Genomic DNA, 17448 nt, shown 5'->3' with positions numbered 1-17448 from the left:
CGTTCGCGTGTACGGAGACCGGGCGTAAGCACGTTCGCGCACGCCTGGGTCCGTCACGGGAGTTCTCCACAGCGTAAGGCGAATGACGTTTCAGTTCAGCGCGTGTTTTCCGTGAACAAGTGCACAAACAGCGGTACTGCTGCACTTTCACGGTGGTTTCTATGGCCGGGCGCGCAGTTGCGCGCAAGAACTTTCGGGGAGAGGCCGGGTCTGCACAATCCGGACTTTTTGCCATAAGCTCGGAGTCAACCGACATCCCAGGCGTACCTCCCCAACCCCGTCACCAGGAGGCAAGCAATGGGCACTGATCACTCTTCCGACTCACCGTCCAAACCCGCGGAGCCCTCGCTGGGCCTGGAGTCCCTGGACTCCGCGGTCGAGGACGCGGCCCTGCTCGACGCGGTCCGCGCCGGCGACCCGGACGCCTACGGCACGCTCTGGGAACGTCATTCGGACGCGGCCCGCGCGCTGGCCCGCACGCTGGTCCGCGACCCGGCCGACGTCGAGGACCTGGTCGCCGAGACGTTCGCCAAGGTGCTGGCGAAGCTGCGCGCCGGCCAGGGGCCGCAGCTCGCGTTCCGCGCCTACCTGAGCACCACGCTGCGGCACGTCTGCTACCACCGCGTCCGCCGGGACCGGCGGCTGCAGTTCACCGACGACCTGACGCGGTACGACGTGAGCGAGCCGTTCCCCGACCCCACGCTGGCCGCGCTGGAGCAGGCGTACGCGGCCCGCGCGTTCCGCAAGCTGCCGGCCCGCTGGCGCGAGGTGCTGTGGCGCACCGAGGTGGAGGGCGCCACGCCCAGCCAGGTCGCACCGTTGCTCGGCCTCACGCCCAACGCGGCCGCGGTGCTCGCCCACCGCGCGCGGGAGGGGCTGCGCCAGGGCTACCTGCGCGAGCACCTGGCCGGCGCGGCGTCCGCGGACTGCCGGTGGACCAGCGACCGGCTCGGCGGCTACCTGCGCGCCCGGCTCTCCGCGCGGGAGCGCACCAAGGTGGGCCACCACCTCGCCCGCTGCCGGCAGTGCGCGCTGCGGGTGGGCGAGCTGAGCGAGGTCAACGGCGGTCGATGCCGGGTCCGCGTGCGGCACGCGCGCGCCTGAGTACCCTGGCCGGATGCACAAGCTGTGGGCACGCTTCGGCCACCTCGTCCAGGAGATCGGCAAGTTCGGCGTGGTGGGCGGCATCGCGTTCGTGGTCGACTTCGCGATCTACGCGTTCTGTCTGCAGGGCCTCGGGATGGAGACGCTCACGGCCAAGGCGATCGCCGCGTCGATCGCCGCCACGCTCGCGTTCTTCGGCAACCGCTTCTGGACCTGGCGACACCGGGAGCGGTCCGGCCTCGCCCGCGAGTACGGGCTCTACTTCTTCTTCAACCTGGTCGGAATTGGTGTGGCGCTCGGCACACTCGCGCTGACCCATTACGGGCTCGGTTCGGTCTGGCCGGTTTTTCAGACCGAGGCCGCCGACTACATCTCTGCGCAGTTCCTGGGCACGGCGCTCGGCACACTCGTCCGGTTCTGGTCGTACCGGACGTTCGTCTTCGTAGCGACGACGCCACCGCCCGTACCTGCGGAAAGTACGGAACGTGACTAAGGACACCGCAATGAATTTGCTACCGACCGGTCCCCCGCTCGCACCCGACAACCTGTCGTAAGGTGGCCGAATGCGTCTTCTCCGTCTGCTGCCGGAACGGTGGCAGAAGCTGATCCGCGAGGCGGCCAAGTTCGGCATCGTCGGCGGCGTCAACTTCGGAATCAACTTCGCCATCTTCAACATCCTCATCCTGACCGTGATGCAGGGTGGGCAGCTGAAGGCGAACGTCGTCGCGACCGGCATCGCGACCCTCACGTCGTACCTGATGAACCGGCACTGGACGTACCGTGACCGCCCGAAGTCGAGCATGCGCCGTGAGTACGTGCTCTTCTTCTTCTTCAACGCGGTCGCGCTCGGCATCGAGTCCGGTGTGCTCGCCGCGTTCAAGTACGGGCTCGGCCTGGAGACACTGCTGGCGCTCAACATCGCCAAGTTCGGCGGCCAGATCCTCGGCACGCTGTTCCGGTTCTGGTCGTACCGCACGTTCGTGTTCCGCAAGGTCCCGGCCGGCCAGGTCGACCACCTGCACATCGACGACATCGACCCGCAGGCGATGGCCGACCTCGACCTCACCGCGGAACTGGCCGAGCACTCGACCCACCAGGACGACGACGAGGGCGCGGACGCCCGCCCAAACGGCGTCACCGCGGTCGCCCCTCAGCAGCGGACCGCGGATAGCAACACCCCCGTCCCGAACCCGACGTCCTGACCGGGACCGTGATCCGGTCCGGCACGGGTGAGCCGGCGGACGTGTTCTTCGAGGACCTCACCCCGGGGCTGGTGTTCGACCTCGGGGTGACGGCCGTCGACGAGATCGAGATGATCACGTTCGCGGAGCGGTTCGACCCGCAGTGGTACCACGTCGACGGCGACCTGGCCGCCCGCAGCCCGTACCGGGGCCTGATCGCGAGCGGCTGGTTCACCGCGAGCCTGTTCATGCGCGCGTACGTCGAGCATCTGCTCCAGCGCGCCGCCGCGGACGCCTCACCGGGCATCGAGGAGCTGCGCTGGCTCGCCCCGGTCCGCGGCGGGGACCGGCTCGGCACCCGCCTGGAGGTGCTCGGCCGCCGGCCGTCCGACGCGCGGCCCGGCCTCGGCACCGTCACGCTCGAGGGGACGATGAGCCGCCTCGACGCCGCCGGATACCCGGAGGAGGACGTGCTCCGCCTCCGGTTCCGTGGCTGGTTCGTGCGCAGACCGGCCCGCTAGGCCGGGTTCCCCTGCGTCCTCAGCGCGTCCCGCAGCTCGTCGTCGCCGAGCGTGTGCTTGTCCCGGTCCGCCTCGACCAGCTCGTACAGCGTGGTCTGCACCTGCTCGATGCGCGGGATGTCGGTCAGCACGGACTGGCCGCGCTCCCCGGCCGACTCGATGGTCAGCGTGCCGGAGCCGAGCAGCCGCTCGACGAAGCGCTGCGTCATCGAGTGGTCGTTCACCCGGGACAGCGGGATGTCCCGCCGGTCGCGGTTGAGCACGCCCTTCTGCAGCAGCACCCGCTCGTTCGTGAAGACGTAGTGCGTGGTCCGCCGGACCAGGAACGGCCAGAGCGCCAGCCAGCCCACGAGCACGACCGCCACCACGACGATCGCCAGCTGGCCGATCAGCCAGCCCTCGGGCAGCAGGAAACTCGCGCCGACGGCCGCGACCGCGAGCACGGTGACGGCCACCGGCCCGATCAGCGCCTTCCAGTGCGGGTGAAGGTGCAACACGACGTGCTCGTCACTGGTGAGCACGTCCTCCGGAAAGGCCACGGCATCCTCCTCTAGGGGATTTGCGCAGCACGGTAGCGCGTGCGTACCAAACGTCCGACGCAGGGTCACGATCATCCGAAAACCAGCCGTTCGCCGGTACGGACCTGAGCCCGCGGTCAGCGCAGATGCACGACGTCACCGGCGGCCAGCGGGCGGTCACCGGCGGGCGTGCGGACCAGCAGCCGCGCGTCGTCGTCGACACCGGTCACGAAGCCGGACACCTCCGCCCCGTCCGGCAGCAGCACCCGCACCCGCTTGCCGATCGTGCCGCAGCTCTCCCGGTAGGCCTGCCGCAGCCCGCTCGCCTCCGCGTCGCCGCCGGCCTCCCGCCAGCGCGCGTACCAGTCCGCCAGGCTCCGCAGGAACGCCTTGAGCAACGGCTCCCGGTCCGCGTCCGGCGCGCCGGCCAGCACCAGCGACGTGGCCGGCGGACCGGTGGGCCGGTCGGGCAGCTCGTCCGCGCGCAGGCTCACGTTCAGCCCGACGCCCAGCACCACCGCGCCGGACACGCCCTCGGCCAGGATCCCGGCCGTCTTCCCCTCACCGTCGCCGACCGGGACCAGCAGATCGTTCGGCCACTTGAGCGAGGCGTCCAGGCCGGTCACCCGGTGCACGCTCGCGCACAGCGCCACCCCGGCGAGCAACGGCAGCCAGCCGTACGCCGCCGTGGGCACCGCCGCCCAGCCGCGCGCCTCGTCCGGCACGTTCGGCCGCAGCAACACGCTCAGCGACAGTCCGGCGCGGGCCGGCGACTCCCAGGTGCGGCCGAGCCGCCCACGCCCGGCAATCTGCCGCTCGGCCACCACGATCAGGCCCTCCGGCTCGTCGTCCCGGGCCGCGGCGGCCACGTCCGCGTTCGTCGAGCCGGTCTCGGCCCGCACCTCCAGCCGGCGCCACAGCGCACCCGGGGTCAGCAGCGCCCGGCGCAGCGCCCGCTCGTTCAGCGGCGGCCGGCCCAGATCCGAGTACGGGCTCCCGCCCGCGGCGAACGACATCCGCCCAGCCTACGGCCCCCGGCCCACCCCGGCCCGGTCGCCCGCCCGGCTCTGCTTACCGGGCTCAATATTGAGGCACCGGCCTGCCGGGCCGCCGTGGGCGGGCGGGTCGGGCAGGCGAGCCCGGCGGCGGGCGCGGGCCCGGCCTCGCGCCGAGCGCCGGGCCGGGCCGGCAGACGTGCCGGGCCGGGCCGGCAGACGTGCTGGGCGGCCGCCCGAACGGTGGTGTGGTCAGTCGGCCGCCCGGACGGCGGTGCAACCAGTCGGCCGCCCGGACGGGGTGGTGCGATCAGCCGGCCGCCCGGACGGCGGTGCGATCAGCCGGCCGCGTGCCGGCTGGAGTAGATCGTCGACCGAGGGCTAGGCGCGCTCGGCGCGGACTCCGGCAGCTGCGCCGCGACGGCGGCCGCGGCCGGCCGGGGCAGGCTCAGCGAGACGCTCTGCCGCGTGGGCAGGTCGCGCGGTCGGCTGTCCCGGGATCCGGAGCGCTCGGCGAGCGCGGCGATCCGCGCCAGCTCGGCGAGATCACCGAGGTTCGCGAAGCCCTTGCGGCCGGCCCGGCTCGGTGTGCTCTCCACGGCACCTGCCGGCTGCGCGGACACACCGGCCCGCCGGACCGGGGACTGCGCGTCGGCCGGACGCCGGCCGGCGGTGCCCGGCTGCGCGGCAGCGGCGGCGCCGGGCTGGTCCGCCCGGCCCTCGGGCCGCGCCGCGTACGGCTCGCCGTCGCGGGCACCGGCCTGTCCGGGCACCGGACCGCGGACGCCGGCGTTCCGGCCCGGCGCCGCGCCACGGCCGGCGAAGTCGTAGTTCTCGCCCGGCACCGCACCACGGCCGGTGAGGTCGTGGTTCCTGCCCGGTGCCGCGTCCCGGCCGGGGAGGTCGTGGTTCTCGCCCGCCGCCGCGCCACGGCCGGTGAGGTCCCGGTTCACGGCGCCCGGACGCGTGGTCGAACCGGTGCGGCCCTCGTAGGCGGCCCACCCGTCCGAGCCGGTCCGGCCCTCCGCGGCCGTCCAGCCGTCGGCCCCGGACCGGTTCTCCGACGCGGGCCAGCCGTTCGAGCCGGGCCAGTCGGCGGGGCCGTTCCACGGCGTACCGGTGCCGGTCGGCGTCCGGCCGGTGTTCGGGGCGCGGTGCGCCGTCGAGGCAGCCCCGTGGCCCCACGCCGCGTCCGCACCGCCGGCCGTAGCGGACCCGTGGCCCCACGCCGCGTCCGCGCCGCCGGTCGTGGCGGGCCGGTGCCCGGTCAGGTCACGGTCGCCGGCCGGCGCACCGGCACCGGTCCACAGAGGCGCACCGGCCGCCCGATCACGGGTGTCCGGGTAGCCGCGCCCGGCCGGCAGATCCCGGCCCGCGGCCAGGTCACCGAACACCGCCGTGGTCCGGTCCACGGCGGGCTCCCGGCCCGCCGCGAGCTCCCGGCCCGCGGGGGCGTCCCGCCCCACGATCACGTCGCCACCGGTGGTCACGTCACCGCGGGCGCTCATCTCCTCGCGTGTGCTCACCTCCCCGCGCGCGGCCATGTCAGCGCGCGTGGTCATGTCGGCGCGCGTGGTCATGTCGGCGCGCGAGGCCATATCGGCCCGCGACGTCATGTCGGCCCGCGTAGCCATGTCGGCTCGCATGGCCATGTCAGCGCGCGAGGCCATATCGGCCCCCGTTGCCATACCGGCGCGCGTGGCCATGTCGGCGCGCGAGGTCATGTCAGCGCGCGAGGTCATGTCAGCGGCCGTGGCCACGTCAGCGCGGGTCGCCATGCCAGCGGCCGTGGTGACGTCGTGGTTGGTGGCCGGGTCCCGTACCGCCGGGTTCCGTTCGGCGGTCAGGTCGCGGCCGCCGGTGCGGGTGGCCGGCGTGAGCGGCGTGACCTCCCGTGCGTTCGTGAAGTCCCATCCCGTGGTCGCGTCGCGGCGTGCGGCCGGCTCGCCGGCCGCGGTGAACTGACCGGGCGCCGGGAAGCCCCGGTCCGGTGCGAGGTCCCGGCCGGCCCGCCGGGAGCGGCCACCGGCCTGCTCGCGGGCGGCGGCCAGCTCGCCGCTCGTCAGCGGGTCCATGACGGCGGCGGCCGCACGCGGCGCCCGCTCGTTTCGCTGGGTGCTCGCCTCCCAGGCCGGGACGGCGTCGAGGCCGGGAGCGGGGAGCCCGGTGCCGGCCGCGCGCCGGCGACGGGCGTTGTCCGCGAAGTCGTTGCGGTCCACGGCGGCGTCGAACCCGCCCACGGACCGCCGTTCCTCGCCACCGGGCCGGTGGTCCGGCGCGTCCCAGGCGACCGGCAGGGCCGGCGCCCGCACCACGGTCGCCGCGTCCGTGAACCCGGCACCGTAGCCGCCGTGCCGCCGGCCGTCGCCGCCCGCCGGAGAGTCTCCGGCCGCATACTCGCCGCCTGGGTACTCACCGCCTGGGTACTCACCGCCTGAGTACTCGCCGGCCGGGTACTCGCCGGCCGCGCCGAAGCCGTCCGCGGCACCGCGGGTACCGAAGCCGGGCTCGGGTCCGCGACCCGAGCCCGCACCACGATCGCCACGATCGCCACGCGAAGCACCGTCGTCGTATCCGCCGCGCGGGGCGGCACCACTCGCACCGAAGCCGTTCGGGCCGGCGCCGCGGGCCGCGCCACGGTCGCCGCGCGGGACGGCCGCGTAGTCGTCGCCCGGGATCGCGCCACCGGTGCCGTTGCCGTAGCCGGCCGGACCGGTGACGTCCCGGTACGCCGCCCCGCCCGCGCCGGTGCCGCCACCCGCGTCCCGATATCCCGCCCCGGTCGCGCCCGCGTCGCGGTACCCGGTGCCGGTGGGCGTGCCCTCCGGGTAGCCACCACGACCGGCGTCCGCGCCGGTGGCCGGGCGGTAGGCGGCCGCCCCGCCCCGCTCGTCGCGCGCACCGTCGTGGGCCCCGCCCCGGACCGGCGTGCCGCGCTCGGCCCGCACCGGGCCGTACGGGTCGCCGTAGCCCGGTCCATAGTGGTCGTCCGCCGGCCCGGTGGCACCGTAGTCGTCGAACCGGTCCGTGGCGTCGCGCCGCCCGGCGTCCGCGGTGGCGTCGGCCGGGGTCGCCCGCCCGTCGCCGTAGCCGTTCGCGGCCGCGGCGTCGTATCGCTCACCGGCCGCGCCGCCCCGCTGACCGGGTGCCTCGCCGTATCCGTCGGTGTCGTAGGCCGGGTCCGGCGTGCCCGCCGGCCAGCCCGGCCGCCCGGCTCCCGGCACCGGCCGGCCACCGGGCACCGGGTAACCACCGGACGCGTCCCGGTTCCCCGGCGCCCGGTGATCACCGGAAGCGCCGTGCCCACCCGAAGAACCGGGTCCACCGGAGGCGTCGTAGCCGCCCGGCACGTCGTAACCATCCGCGGCCCGGTAGCCGCCTGCCGCCTGGTAACCGTCCGTCGTCCGGTAGCCGTCCGCCACCCGGGAGCCGGCCGGCGGCTCGTACCCGCGCGACGTGTCGTACCGCGCCGCGCCGGCGTCGTGCGCGCCGGAGACCGGGCGGACGGCCGCGAACGCGCCGGAGTCCTCGCCGGCGTCCGCGGTCCCCGCGGCGTCCGGCCAGTAGGACAGCGTCGCCGCGTCCGGCGCCGGGCGTGGCGCGGGCCGCGGGCGCACCGGCCGCGCGACCGTGTCGTCACCGTTGCGTCCCTGCGGCGCACCGGGCCGCACCCCGGTCGCCGGCCCGGGCACCGCCGGCGTACCAGTGGCACCCGTCCCGCCGGAACCGGCCGGGACCGCCGGCCCCGGCGACGGACGGGACACCGCCGGCCGGGCGTCGTTTCCGGGGGCACTCGGCCGCAGGCCGGGCGTGCCGTCGCCGTATCCGGCGGCCGCGTACGAGCCGGGGCCGTACGTCTCGGCGTCCGGGTAGGAGCGTGCCGTGCGCGTGCCCCAGCGGCCGTCGACGGAACCGGTGGCGGGCTCGAAGTCCGAGGCGTTCGTCAGCGGGGGCTCCGGGGTCGCGGGCGACGGCGTCTCGTCGTACCGTCGCGGGTCTCTGGGTGTGGTGGTGCGCGGCCGGGAGGCCGTGTGCCGTCCGTGCGGGCGGCGCCCGATCGCCGGGAGGAGCTGGGTGAGCTCGGAGACGACCGGGATCAGGATGGTCGGCGCGGTGATCCGGCGTCGCTGCTCGGCGCGGGGGTGGACGACCTTGCCGCGGGACCGGCGGGCCGGGGTGTTGGCGCGGCGCGCGGCCTCGGCGGCGGCGAGGTGCGGCAGTTCGCGCGCCGGGATGTGCGCGGCACGGCGGGCCGACTCGATGCGCTGCTCGTCGTCGCTGAGCGACTCGTCGAACCCTTCGCGGCGACGGGCCGCGGCACGGGACGCCGCGCGCAACGCGAGGCTGAGCGCGATGAGAGCGGCCAGGCCGCCGGCGATGAGGGCGACGCCGTAGTACGTCACCGCGGGGTCCCTGTCGTCACGCCACGTGTAACGAAACGGGCAATGTCGGCGGTACGCCCCCGAACGATTGAGCGAAGCCGCGCGAATCCGGGTAACCCGCGCCGCCCGGATTGGTCATACGATCCGAGGTGTGACCGACACCGACGTCAATCCGCACACCACCGCGGGCCGGCTGGCCGACCTGGATCGCCGCGTCGAGGAGGCCGTGCACGCGGGCTCGGCACGCGCGGTCGAGAAGCAGCACGCGCGCGGCAAGAGGACGGCTCGGGAGCGCATCGCGCTGCTGCTCGACGAGGGGTCCTTCGTCGAGCTGGACGCGCTGGCCCGGCACCGTTCGACGAACTTCGGGCAGGAGCGCAACCGGCCGTACGGGGACGGCGTGGTCACCGGCTACGGCACGATCGACGGCCGGCAGGTGTGCGTGTTCGCGCAGGACTTCACGGTCTTCGGCGGTTCGCTGGGCGAGGTGTTCGGCGAGAAGATCGTCAAGGTGATGGACCTGGCGATGAAGACCGGCTGCCCGGTGATCGGCATCAACGACTCCGGTGGCGCGCGGATCCAGGAGGGCGTGGTCAGCCTCGGCCTGTACGGCGAGATCTTCTTCCGGAACGTGCGCGCGTCCGGCGTGATCCCGCAGATCTCGCTGGTGATGGGCCCGTGCGCGGGCGGGGCGGTCTACTCCCCCGCGGTCACCGACTTCACCGTGATGGTCGACCGGACGTCGCACATGTTCATCACCGGGCCGGACGTGATCAAGACGGTGACCGGCGAGGACGTCGGCATGGAGGAGCTGGGCGGGGCGCGCACGCACAACACGACCAGCGGCAACGCGCACTATCTCGCGTCCGACGAGGAGGACGCGATCGAGTACGTGAAGGCGCTGCTCTCCTACCTGCCGTCGAACAACCTGGACGATCCGCCGGTCTTCGACGCGGACGCGGACCTGGCCCCGGACGACGTGCTGGACACGCTCGTCCCGGACTCGGCGAATCAGCCGTACGACATGCATGCCGTGATCGAGCGGCTGGTCGACGACTTCCTGGAGGTGCAGCCGCTCTACGCGCCGAACATCGTGGTCGGGTTCGGCCGGGTCGAGGGCCGCCCGGTGGGCGTGGTGGCGAACCAGCCGACGCACCTGGCCGGCTGCCTGGACATCGCGGCGTCGGAGAAGGCGGCCCGGTTCGTGCGGACCTGCGACGCGTTCAACATCCCGGTGCTGACGCTGGTGGACGTGCCCGGTTTCCTGCCCGGCACCGGCCAGGAGTGGGACGGGATCATCCGGCGCGGCGCAAAGCTGCTGTACGCGTACGCGGAGGCCACCGTGCCGAAGCTGACCGTGATCACGCGGAAGGCGTACGGCGGCGCCTACGACGTGATGGGCTCGAAGCATCTGGGCGCGGACCTGAACCTGGCCTGGCCGACCGCGCAGATCGCGGTGATGGGCGCGCAGGGCGCGGTGAACATCCTCTACCGCTCCGAGCTGGCCGAGGCCGGCGATCCGGCGGCGCTGCGCGCGGAGCTGGTCGCGGACTACGAGGACACGCTGGCGAACCCGTACACGGCGGCGGAGCGGGGCTACGTGGACGCGGTGATCAAGCCGTCGGAGACCCGCGCCCACCTGATCCGCGGCCTGCGTGCGCTGCGCACGAAGCGGGAGACGCTGCCGCCGAAGAAGCACGGCAACATCCCGCTGTAGAAGGTCCTTCGGGCATCGCCGCGTCCCGGCCGAAACACCCGGCGCCCCGCGTCCGGCCGGGGCTTGCGGCGACGGTGCGCCGGACGGCCTAGCCGAGGGCCGGCAGCTCCGGCAGGTAGGTGCCGGCGAGCAGCAGCACGCCGCCGACCAGCGCGGCCAGGTTCACGGCCAGGAACACGCCGACCCAGAAGATCGCCGGCACCCGGGTGATGCCGGCCAGCTGGTCCGCGTCCGACTGCGGCATCCGGCCCCAGCTGCGCATCGACTGCAGCTCGAAGACCGGGCGGACGCCGCCGATCAGCAGGAACCACACGCCGGTGTACGCGAACGCGGCCTGCACCTCCGGCTCGGCGTACCAGGAGACGCCCAGCACGATCGCGCCGGTGACCAGGATCGAGACGATCCCGTAGACGTTCCTGATCATGATCAGCATCGCCAGCAGCGCGGCCACCGTGACCCACAGCAGCAGCGTGATCCGGTTGCCGCCGAGCAGCCACGCGCCGAGCAGACCGATCAGTGACGGCGCCACATAGCCGGCCAGCAGCGTGAACGTCATGCCCGGTCCGGTCGGCCGGCCGGCCGAGAGAGTCAGCCCGGACGTGTCCGAGTGCAGCTTGATGCCGGTCAGCCGGCGACCGGTGAGCACGGCGGCGAGCGCGTGCCCGCCCTCGTGCGCGATCGTGATCGCGTTGCGGCCCACCCGCCAGGTGACGCGCACGAACACCACGGCCAGCGCGATCAGCGCCGTGATGAGGACGAGCAGGAACGGCGGGTCCGGTTGCGCACCGAGGAGCTGGTCCCGCAGATCAGTCAGGCTGTCGATCGACACAGCTCGCGAGCCTAGCTCAGGATGCCCGGAGACTCCTGGGAAGCCGGAGACTCCTGGGAAGGAAGTGCGGAGTTCTCGCGTACCGGCCGAATGTCCTTCGTTTCCCGCAACGATCCGGGCGCAGGCGGCATAGTCGGCCAGGGCGAGCATCACCGGACCGCACCCGGCCGCGCTGAGGCTCACACGAATCGACACCCACGGGGGAACGACAATCATGCGTAACACCAAGCTTCGCCGTCTGGCCGTGCTCGCTGCCGGCTCGGTGCTCTTCACCGGGATGGCGCTCGGTACCGCCGGTGCCGCGTCCGCGCACGGCTCGCACGGTCACGGGAACTCGCACGGCGGCTACTCGCAGTCCTCCGGCGACGAGGACGCGGCGGAGGCCAAGCTCAAGTGGCTGATCCTCAAGTGGCTGGCCGCGCACGACTACGAGTGCAGCGAGGACAACGTCGACGCGGTCGCGGACGCGCTGGACGACACCAGCGACGACAGCGACAGTGACAGCGGCAACGACGGCAACGGTGGCGACAACGGCGACCGGGACTGGGACGACGACGGCGTCCTGAACGACGTCGACATCGACCTGGACCTGGACGTCGAGATCGACCTGGACGTCGACCTGGACCTCGACCTGCTCTGACCGGCGGACAGCGCCGGGAACGACGAACGGCGACAGCGGACCTCATCGTCCGGCTGTCGCCGTTTCGGCGTGTGGCGTTTCAGGCCTGACGGCGTGCGCCGACGGGAACCCGCATCGGCGTTCCCACGGGCACGGAATCCCGCACCCGCTGCGGCACCGCCCGGTGCAGCAGAAACCATGACCCGACCGCGGCCACGGAAATAATGACGATCGCCGAGAGCGCTATCAGCAACGCTGTGCTGGCACTCGCCACGGTCAACGCGGTGGCGGCGATCGTCCACATCGCGACGGCGGTCCTGGTGCAGTGCCGCTTGTAGTAGCTCACGTCGTCCTCCTCTCTCCGTTGCACGGTGGATACCCGCCGGGTGGCAGATCTACGCATGCGGAAAGCGAGGAACGTCAGTCCTTGTCCGGCTTGAAGAGCGCCACGATCAGCTCGAACTGGCGCTGGTTCTCCTCGTCGTTCCACACGTTGTCCGGCGTACCCCAGTAGATCTGGTATGCCCGGTCCGGTGCGGTCACGAAGTGCCGGATCAGCACGTGGTTGCGGTAGTTACCGGGCGGCCCGTACGCGAACTCCCAGTCGGCGGCGCTGTCGAAGTAGTCCACGCTCTCGATCTTGATGAGCTGGTACTGCTCCCACTCGAACCGGCGCTCCTGCTCGATCCCGATGACCGCCGCCTTCGCGTCCGGCGCCGGGTTCTGGATCTGCGTGATCAGCATGACCCGGCCGCCGCCGTTGCCCTCGTGGAACTCGATGTGCGTGCCGTAGTCCCGCACCTCCCACGTGTTCGGGATCGGCACCGACCAGCCCTTGGGGCTGTCGTAGGTGCGCCAGCCGGCCGGCATGGTCAACGCCGGCACGCCCGGCGCGGGGCTGCCGGTCGGACGCGGAGCCGCGCTGCTCGGCGCGGCCGACGGCGCCGCCGTGGTCGGGGTCGGCGCCGCGTTCTCCCCGCCGTCGTCGCCGGTCAGCCGCGGCACGATCAGCGCCACCGCGACGATCACGGCGATGACCAGCGCGATCACCACCCACAGGCGCGGATCGGCGGCCAGCCGGCCCGGACCGCTCCGCGCCGGCTTCTCGTCGTAGTCGTCGTAGCCGGCCGACGGCGAGCCGACCACCTGGGTGCGGTCGTCGTAGTCGTCGCGCGGCGCGGACCGGGCGAACCGGGCCAGCGGCGCGCCCAGCGTCTTCTTCGCGTCGCCCCGGTTCGGGCGGCCGGTCTTCGCGGCCTGCGACGGCACCGGGTTCTGCGGGACCACCGCGGTGGCGTCCGGGTTGGTGCGCGCCCAGGCGGCACGCGCCCAGTCGCTGTCGCCGGACGACCCGTCGGACCCACCGGGGGTACGGGTGGGAGCACCGGCCCCGGCCGGCGCGCTGATCACGCTGGTGGCGTCCGCCGGGCCGGATCGGATGATCGTGGTGCCGTCGGTGTCGTCCGGTGCGGCGGCGTCCTCGGCGTCGGCGGACCCGGTCACCGTGGCTCCGGTGACGCTGATCGTCTCGCCGCCGCGCTCGGCCGTCCCCGCCTCGGCGGCATCGGTCGCGGCCGGCTCGCCCTCGGTGTCGTCCTTCGCACCGTCGGTCTCGGCCGTGGTCTCGCCGGCGTCGTCCGCCGCCGCACTCGCCGTGTCGGCAGGCTCGGTTCCGGATCCCGCCTGGTCCGCCGTCCCCGGCCGGTCCCCGGCACCGGGCTCGCCCGTGCGGTCCGGCTCGTCCGCGGAGCGCGGCTGGCCGGCGGCTCCGGGCCGCTCGGTGGCGTCCGCGCCGTCGGTCGATGCCGGCTCGTCCGCGGCGGCCGTGCCGGTTCCGGTGCGACCCGCGCTCTCGGCGGTGGCCGACGGGCCGGACACCGGGACGGCGGTGATGCCGGGCAGGCCGGTGCCGAACGTCGGGCCGGCCGTGCGGCCGCCGAAGCCGCTGATCACCGGGAACGCGCCGCTGGCACCCGTACCCAGCGGGTCGATCCGGGGGTTGTTCCGGACAGCCGGGGCGGTGGCCGAGCCGGACGCGGCGACTCCGGCTGCACCCGGGTCAGCCGCGTCCGGCTCGGCGGAGCCCGGCTTGATGGAGCCCGGCCTCGAAGCGTCGGCGCCCGAGAGGGGCGGCACGACGGTGGTCTCGTCCGGCGTGGTCGTACCGCCGGATGCATTCGATTGTGAACCGCCGCCCGGCGCGCCGGCGCCCGGGGTGACCGAAACCGACGTTCCGGCAGCTCCGGGCCGCTTGGGCGGGTCGATGCGGGTGGTCGCGTCGCGACCGCCGAGCAGGTGACCGCCGGTGATCCGGGTGGTGGTGTCCTGCTGCGGCGGCTCGGTCCGGGACGGCTTGCGCGGATCGATGCGGGTGGTCGCGTCCTGCTGCGGGGACTCGGTCCGGGACAGCTTGCGCGGATCGATCCGGGTGGTCGCGTCCCGGTCCGGGATGCGCGTGGTGGCGTCGCCGACCGGCGTGCCGTCGAGCCGGGTGGCGTCCAGCGGCGGCTTGTTCTCCGCGGCGGCCGCGCGGCCCTTGGAGAAGATCGGCGGGTGCGAGCCGGTGACCGGCGCGATCGAGGACCGCTGACCCGTCGTCATCGGCGGGCGCGGCGCGGGTACCGCGGGCGAGGACTGCGTGTCCCCGCCGACCCGGGTGCCGCCGGGGCCGCGACGTGGCGTCTGCCACAGGTTCAGCGGCGCACGCGACTTCCGGCCGGCCGCGCGCATCAGCATGCGCTCGGCCTCCTCCGCGGAGAGCCGCTCCGTCGGGTCCTTGCGCAGCAGCCCGGCCAGCACCGGGCGCAGCGGTCCCGCGTTGCGCGCGACCGGCGGCGGCTCGGTGGCCAGCGCGGCGAGCGTGCCGATCGCGGACGGGCGCGCGTACGGTGACTGCCCCTCCACCGCGGCGTAGAGCGTGGCGCCGAGCGACCACAGGTCGGCCTGCGGACCGGCCGTGCCGTCCCGGGCGCGCTCCGGCGCGATGTAGGCCGGGGAACCCAGCACCAGGCCGGTGCGGGTCACATTCGGGTCGCCGGGCACGGTGGCCAGACCGAAGTCGGTGAGCACGACCCGGCCGTCCTCACCGATCAGCACGTTGCCCGGCTTGACGTCGCGGTGCACGACCCCGGCGCGGTGCGCGGCCCGGAGCGCGTTGAGCATCCCGAGCCCGATCTCGATGCCGCGCGCCGGCGGCACCGGACCCACGTCCGCCAGGATGTCCTGCAGCGAGCGTGAGGCGACGTACTCCATGACGATCCACGGGTCGCCGTCCGTGCGGAGCACGTCGAAGACACGTACCACGTTGATGTTGTTCAGGCGGGCGATCGCGCGCGCCTCGCGCAGCGACCGTTCCCGCATCTCACGGCGCTCGTCCACGGTCAGCCCGGGCGGCGGGACCAGTTCCTTGATCGCGACGTCCCGGTGCAGCACCTCGTCGCGGGCCAGCCAGACCCGGCCCATGCCCCCCTGGCCGAGCGGCCGGAGCAGCCGGTATCGGTTCGCGATCAGTTCGGGGGCAGACATCCAGAGGAACGTACCCGCACCCGCCCTCATCACACCAATTGACCCACGTCGAGGGAGACACGCATCAGTTTGTTATCAAGCGTTCTGGCCTTAGTCTGGCCTAATGCACTCCGGCAACCGTGCTCCAGATCTCACGATCCTCCGCGGTACGCCCAACCCCCAGGAGATCGCCGCACTGGTGGGCGCACTGCGTGCGCTGACACGGCCCGAGCCGGCGGATCCCGACCGCTCGCCGTCGTGGTGGGCACGCTCCACACGCCCCGGCTACACACCGCCTTGGCGACGCTCCGCACTGCCCCGGTGACACACGAGTAACCATCCCATGTGAGAAATCGCATCCTCCGGACAATTCGCCGCGCACCCTCGAGGTGCCCCCAAGCGGCGACCGGGATTGGCTAATCTCGATTCCTGGCGCGTCTCGATTCCTGGCGCGTGGGGAGGAGTCAGATGGCGGCCCCCGACGAGGACCTGGGCCCGGCGTGGCTGCGCGACTACGGCCGGATCGAGGCCGACATCGAGGCGATGTCCCAGTTCGCCCGCGGCCTGACCGCCGAGATCCAGGACAACTACCTCCCGCACGCCTCCCGCGTGATCGCCGACATGGAGTCGGACCACCCCCAGCCGGCCGAGGCCTTCGCGGAACACCTGCGCTTCCTGGAGGCCCACCGCGCCGCCACGCACGCCGCCACCGACAACGTCTACTGGTACATCCAGGGCTACACCAGCCTCGCGAACGCCGCCGCCGACATCAGCACCCGCTACGCCGACGCCGACGCCTTCTCCGCCGCCCGGGCACAGGACGTCCGAGAGGCCCTGGACGCCACCGGCGCAACCCCCGACGGAAACCCCGGGACGGTGCTCTGACCATGGCGATCGACAACGGCCGCCCCGACTGGACCGGCACCCCGTGGCACCATCGGGACATACCGTTCATGTGGGCCGCCGTCGCCCACCACACCCCCGACGCGTACGCCCCACACCTGGCCGGCTGGCGCCGCACCACGGAACTGCTGTCCGAGCACGTGGCACGCATGCGCACCTACCGCGACAACCTGGCCATCGCCTGGAACCCCACCCGAAGCCCCGCCGCCGCGATCTACCTGGCCCGCTTCGACACCGACATCGCCAACGCCCAGGCCACCCTCGACGCAAGCGTCGCCAACTACACGGCCTACACCGCCGCCCTCACCATCGTCTCCGAGGCCCAAACCAGGCTGCGCCCCATCTTCGACGAATACACAACCAACACCGCCGCCGAAGCCGCGCGACAGGAAATGACCTCCGCCTCCAACGGCCGCGCGGGCGCCGCAGCCTTCATGGCCGCCCCGGACACCGAACGACGACAAGCGGAGCTGACCGCAATCGCCCGATCAGTGATGTACCGCGCCAGCCAGGAACTCATCGAAGCGACCGCAGCACTGCAGATTGCGCCGAAATATGAGAATCGCTCTCCCGTATTCACTCCACTCGACAATGGAATGGCGCCACCCTCAATACCGACAGTCATTCCCTTGCCGCAGGCAACGCAATCAAGCCTCGTGACTGATGCCACCGGGCCAGGAAGCCAACAAGGGTCGAACGAGACTGTCGGTGGGCCAATCCTTAGTCACGCCACTACGTCACCTCAAGGACAATTTACTACCAACCCACGATCCGACTACACACACAATATTCAGCAAATTTCCACGAACCCGTCCTCTAACATTATTGGCACGCCCAGCCCGATACCGAACCCAAACAGCAGGCATAGACCAACAGAGACTCTAAAGAACGGCTTGATCATAGGCGCTCCGACACCCCTCCCGCACGGACCCATTAAATCGAGTGGCACTCCACCAACCAAGAGCGCAGTTAGCAACTCGACCGCCAGCACCTTCCCATTCGTGCCGCCGCTTGCTGGATCAAGTCGACAATTAATCGACCTATCAATAGATTCAAGAGAGCCAGATAGCGCGTGGGCGTCCGACGTCGGCGTCAATCAAATTATCACGGCCGACCCGACCCCCAGAGCAGTTGATCCTGGGCCAGCAATTGGGCTTGACCAATGAATCACCATG

Annotated in this window: 14 protein-coding genes and 1 pseudogene; 9 read left to right on the top strand and 6 right to left on the bottom strand. The window is 72.8% G+C overall.

Going from position 1 to position 17448, the window contains the following annotated elements; translation table 11 throughout:
• Positions 1-297: 297 nt before the first annotated feature.
• From J2S44_RS22885 to J2S44_RS22870, 4 genes are all read left to right on the top strand, one after another.
• On the top strand, positions 298-1104 hold the full coding sequence (locus J2S44_RS22885; protein ID WP_310417547.1) for a sigma-70 family RNA polymerase sigma factor: 807 nt from the start codon (positions 298-300) through the stop codon (positions 1102-1104).
• A gap of 13 nt (positions 1105-1117) precedes the next feature.
• Positions 1118-1597, top strand: coding sequence for a GtrA family protein (locus tag J2S44_RS22880; protein ID WP_310417544.1), 480 nt, complete (start codon positions 1118-1120; stop codon positions 1595-1597).
• A gap of 70 nt (positions 1598-1667) precedes the next feature.
• Complete coding sequence (locus J2S44_RS22875) at positions 1668-2306, top strand: GtrA family protein (RefSeq protein WP_310417541.1); 639 nt, start codon at positions 1668-1670, stop codon at positions 2304-2306.
• Positions 2307-2314: 8 nt separating this feature from the next.
• A complete protein-coding gene (locus J2S44_RS22870) occupies positions 2315-2806 on the top strand; it encodes a MaoC/PaaZ C-terminal domain-containing protein (protein ID WP_310417538.1) in 492 nt (163 codons plus the stop codon).
• Here the strand turns inward: J2S44_RS22870 and J2S44_RS22865 are convergent.
• The 3 genes from J2S44_RS22865 to J2S44_RS22855 all read right to left on the bottom strand — a co-directional run bounded on the left by J2S44_RS22865 (position 2803) and on the right by J2S44_RS22855 (position 8722).
• Positions 2803-3345, bottom strand: a complete 543-nt coding sequence (locus J2S44_RS22865; RefSeq protein ID WP_310417536.1) for a PH domain-containing protein — start codon at positions 3343-3345, stop codon at positions 2803-2805. The genes J2S44_RS22870 and J2S44_RS22865 overlap by 4 nt on opposite strands.
• Before the next feature lie 116 nt (positions 3346-3461).
• Positions 3462-4340 carry a biotin--[acetyl-CoA-carboxylase] ligase gene (locus J2S44_RS22860; RefSeq protein ID WP_310417533.1) on the bottom strand — a complete coding sequence of 293 codons (879 nt, stop codon included), beginning with the start codon at positions 4338-4340 and terminating at the stop codon, positions 3462-3464.
• A 317-nt stretch (positions 4341-4657) separates the two neighbouring features.
• On the bottom strand, positions 4658-8722 hold the full coding sequence (locus J2S44_RS22855; RefSeq protein WP_310417530.1) for a hypothetical protein: 4065 nt from the start codon (positions 8720-8722) through the stop codon (positions 4658-4660).
• 130 nt (positions 8723-8852) lie between these two features.
• On the opposite strand from J2S44_RS22855, the gene J2S44_RS22850 reads away from it, so the two are divergent.
• The gene (locus J2S44_RS22850; protein WP_310417527.1) at positions 8853-10418 is read left to right on the top strand and encodes an acyl-CoA carboxylase subunit beta; all 1566 of its coding nucleotides are present in this window, start codon (positions 8853-8855) and stop codon (positions 10416-10418) included.
• Positions 10419-10506: 88 nt separating this feature from the next.
• On the opposite strand, the gene J2S44_RS22845 is transcribed toward J2S44_RS22850, so the two are convergent.
• Positions 10507-11247, bottom strand: coding sequence for a M50 family metallopeptidase (locus tag J2S44_RS22845; protein WP_310417524.1), 741 nt, complete (start codon positions 11245-11247; stop codon positions 10507-10509).
• Positions 11248-11461: 214 nt separating this feature from the next.
• Between J2S44_RS22845 and J2S44_RS22840 the strand changes: the two genes are divergently transcribed.
• The gene (locus J2S44_RS22840; protein WP_310417521.1) at positions 11462-11887 is read left to right on the top strand and encodes a hypothetical protein; all 426 of its coding nucleotides are present in this window, start codon (positions 11462-11464) and stop codon (positions 11885-11887) included.
• Positions 11888-11966: 79 nt separating this feature from the next.
• Here the strand turns inward: J2S44_RS22840 and J2S44_RS22835 are convergent, their stop codons facing one another.
• Both J2S44_RS22835 and J2S44_RS22830 read right to left on the bottom strand, forming a co-directional pair.
• The gene (locus J2S44_RS22835) at positions 11967-12212 is read right to left on the bottom strand and encodes a hypothetical protein (protein ID WP_310417518.1); all 246 of its coding nucleotides are present in this window, start codon (positions 12210-12212) and stop codon (positions 11967-11969) included.
• A gap of 2365 nt (positions 12213-14577) precedes the next feature.
• Positions 14578-15391 (bottom strand): annotated as a pseudogene (locus J2S44_RS22830) (serine/threonine-protein kinase); the annotation flags it as partial.
• 103 nt (positions 15392-15494) lie between these two features.
• Here J2S44_RS22830 and J2S44_RS22825 point away from each other — a divergent pair.
• The 3 genes from J2S44_RS22825 (at position 15495) to J2S44_RS22815 (ending at position 17439) form a co-directional block, all read left to right on the top strand.
• Entirely contained in the window at positions 15495-15695 is a 201-nt protein-coding gene (locus tag J2S44_RS22825) for an acyl-CoA carboxylase subunit epsilon (protein ID WP_310417515.1), read from the top strand.
• A 143-nt stretch (positions 15696-15838) separates the two neighbouring features.
• Positions 15839-16255, top strand: a complete 417-nt coding sequence (locus tag J2S44_RS22820) for a hypothetical protein (RefSeq protein ID WP_310417512.1) — start codon at positions 15839-15841, stop codon at positions 16253-16255.
• A 2-nt stretch (positions 16256-16257) separates the two neighbouring features.
• On the top strand, positions 16258-17439 hold the full coding sequence (locus J2S44_RS22815; protein ID WP_310417509.1) for a hypothetical protein: 1182 nt from the start codon (positions 16258-16260) through the stop codon (positions 17437-17439).
• Positions 17440-17448: the final 9 nt, after the last annotated feature.

Source organism: Catenuloplanes niger (assembly GCF_031458255.1).
Lineage (GTDB): Bacteria > Actinomycetota > Actinomycetes > Mycobacteriales > Micromonosporaceae > Catenuloplanes > Catenuloplanes niger.
Note: the sequence above shows the minus strand (reverse complement) of the source record. Positions and strands in the feature narration are given on the sequence as shown.

Excerpts from the sequence above, each read along its gene's own strand:
- J2S44_RS22885 (WP_310417547.1), top strand. The coding sequence starts at position 298 with ATGGGCACTGATCACTCTTCCGACTCACCGTCCAAACCCGCGGAGCCC.
- J2S44_RS22880 (WP_310417544.1), top strand. The coding sequence starts at position 1,118 with ATGCACAAGCTGTGGGCACGCTTCGGCCACCTCGTCCAGGAGATCGGC.
- J2S44_RS22875 (WP_310417541.1), top strand. The coding sequence starts at position 1,668 with ATGCGTCTTCTCCGTCTGCTGCCGGAACGGTGGCAGAAGCTGATCCGC.
- J2S44_RS22860 (WP_310417533.1), bottom strand. The coding sequence starts at position 4,340 with ATGTCGTTCGCCGCGGGCGGGAGCCCGTACTCGGATCTGGGCCGGCCG.
- J2S44_RS22840 (WP_310417521.1), top strand. The coding sequence starts at position 11,462 with ATGCGTAACACCAAGCTTCGCCGTCTGGCCGTGCTCGCTGCCGGCTCG.
- J2S44_RS22825 (WP_310417515.1), top strand. The coding sequence starts at position 15,495 with ATGCACTCCGGCAACCGTGCTCCAGATCTCACGATCCTCCGCGGTACG.
- J2S44_RS22820 (WP_310417512.1), top strand. The coding sequence starts at position 15,839 with ATGGCGGCCCCCGACGAGGACCTGGGCCCGGCGTGGCTGCGCGACTAC.
- J2S44_RS22815 (WP_310417509.1), top strand. The coding sequence starts at position 16,258 with ATGGCGATCGACAACGGCCGCCCCGACTGGACCGGCACCCCGTGGCAC.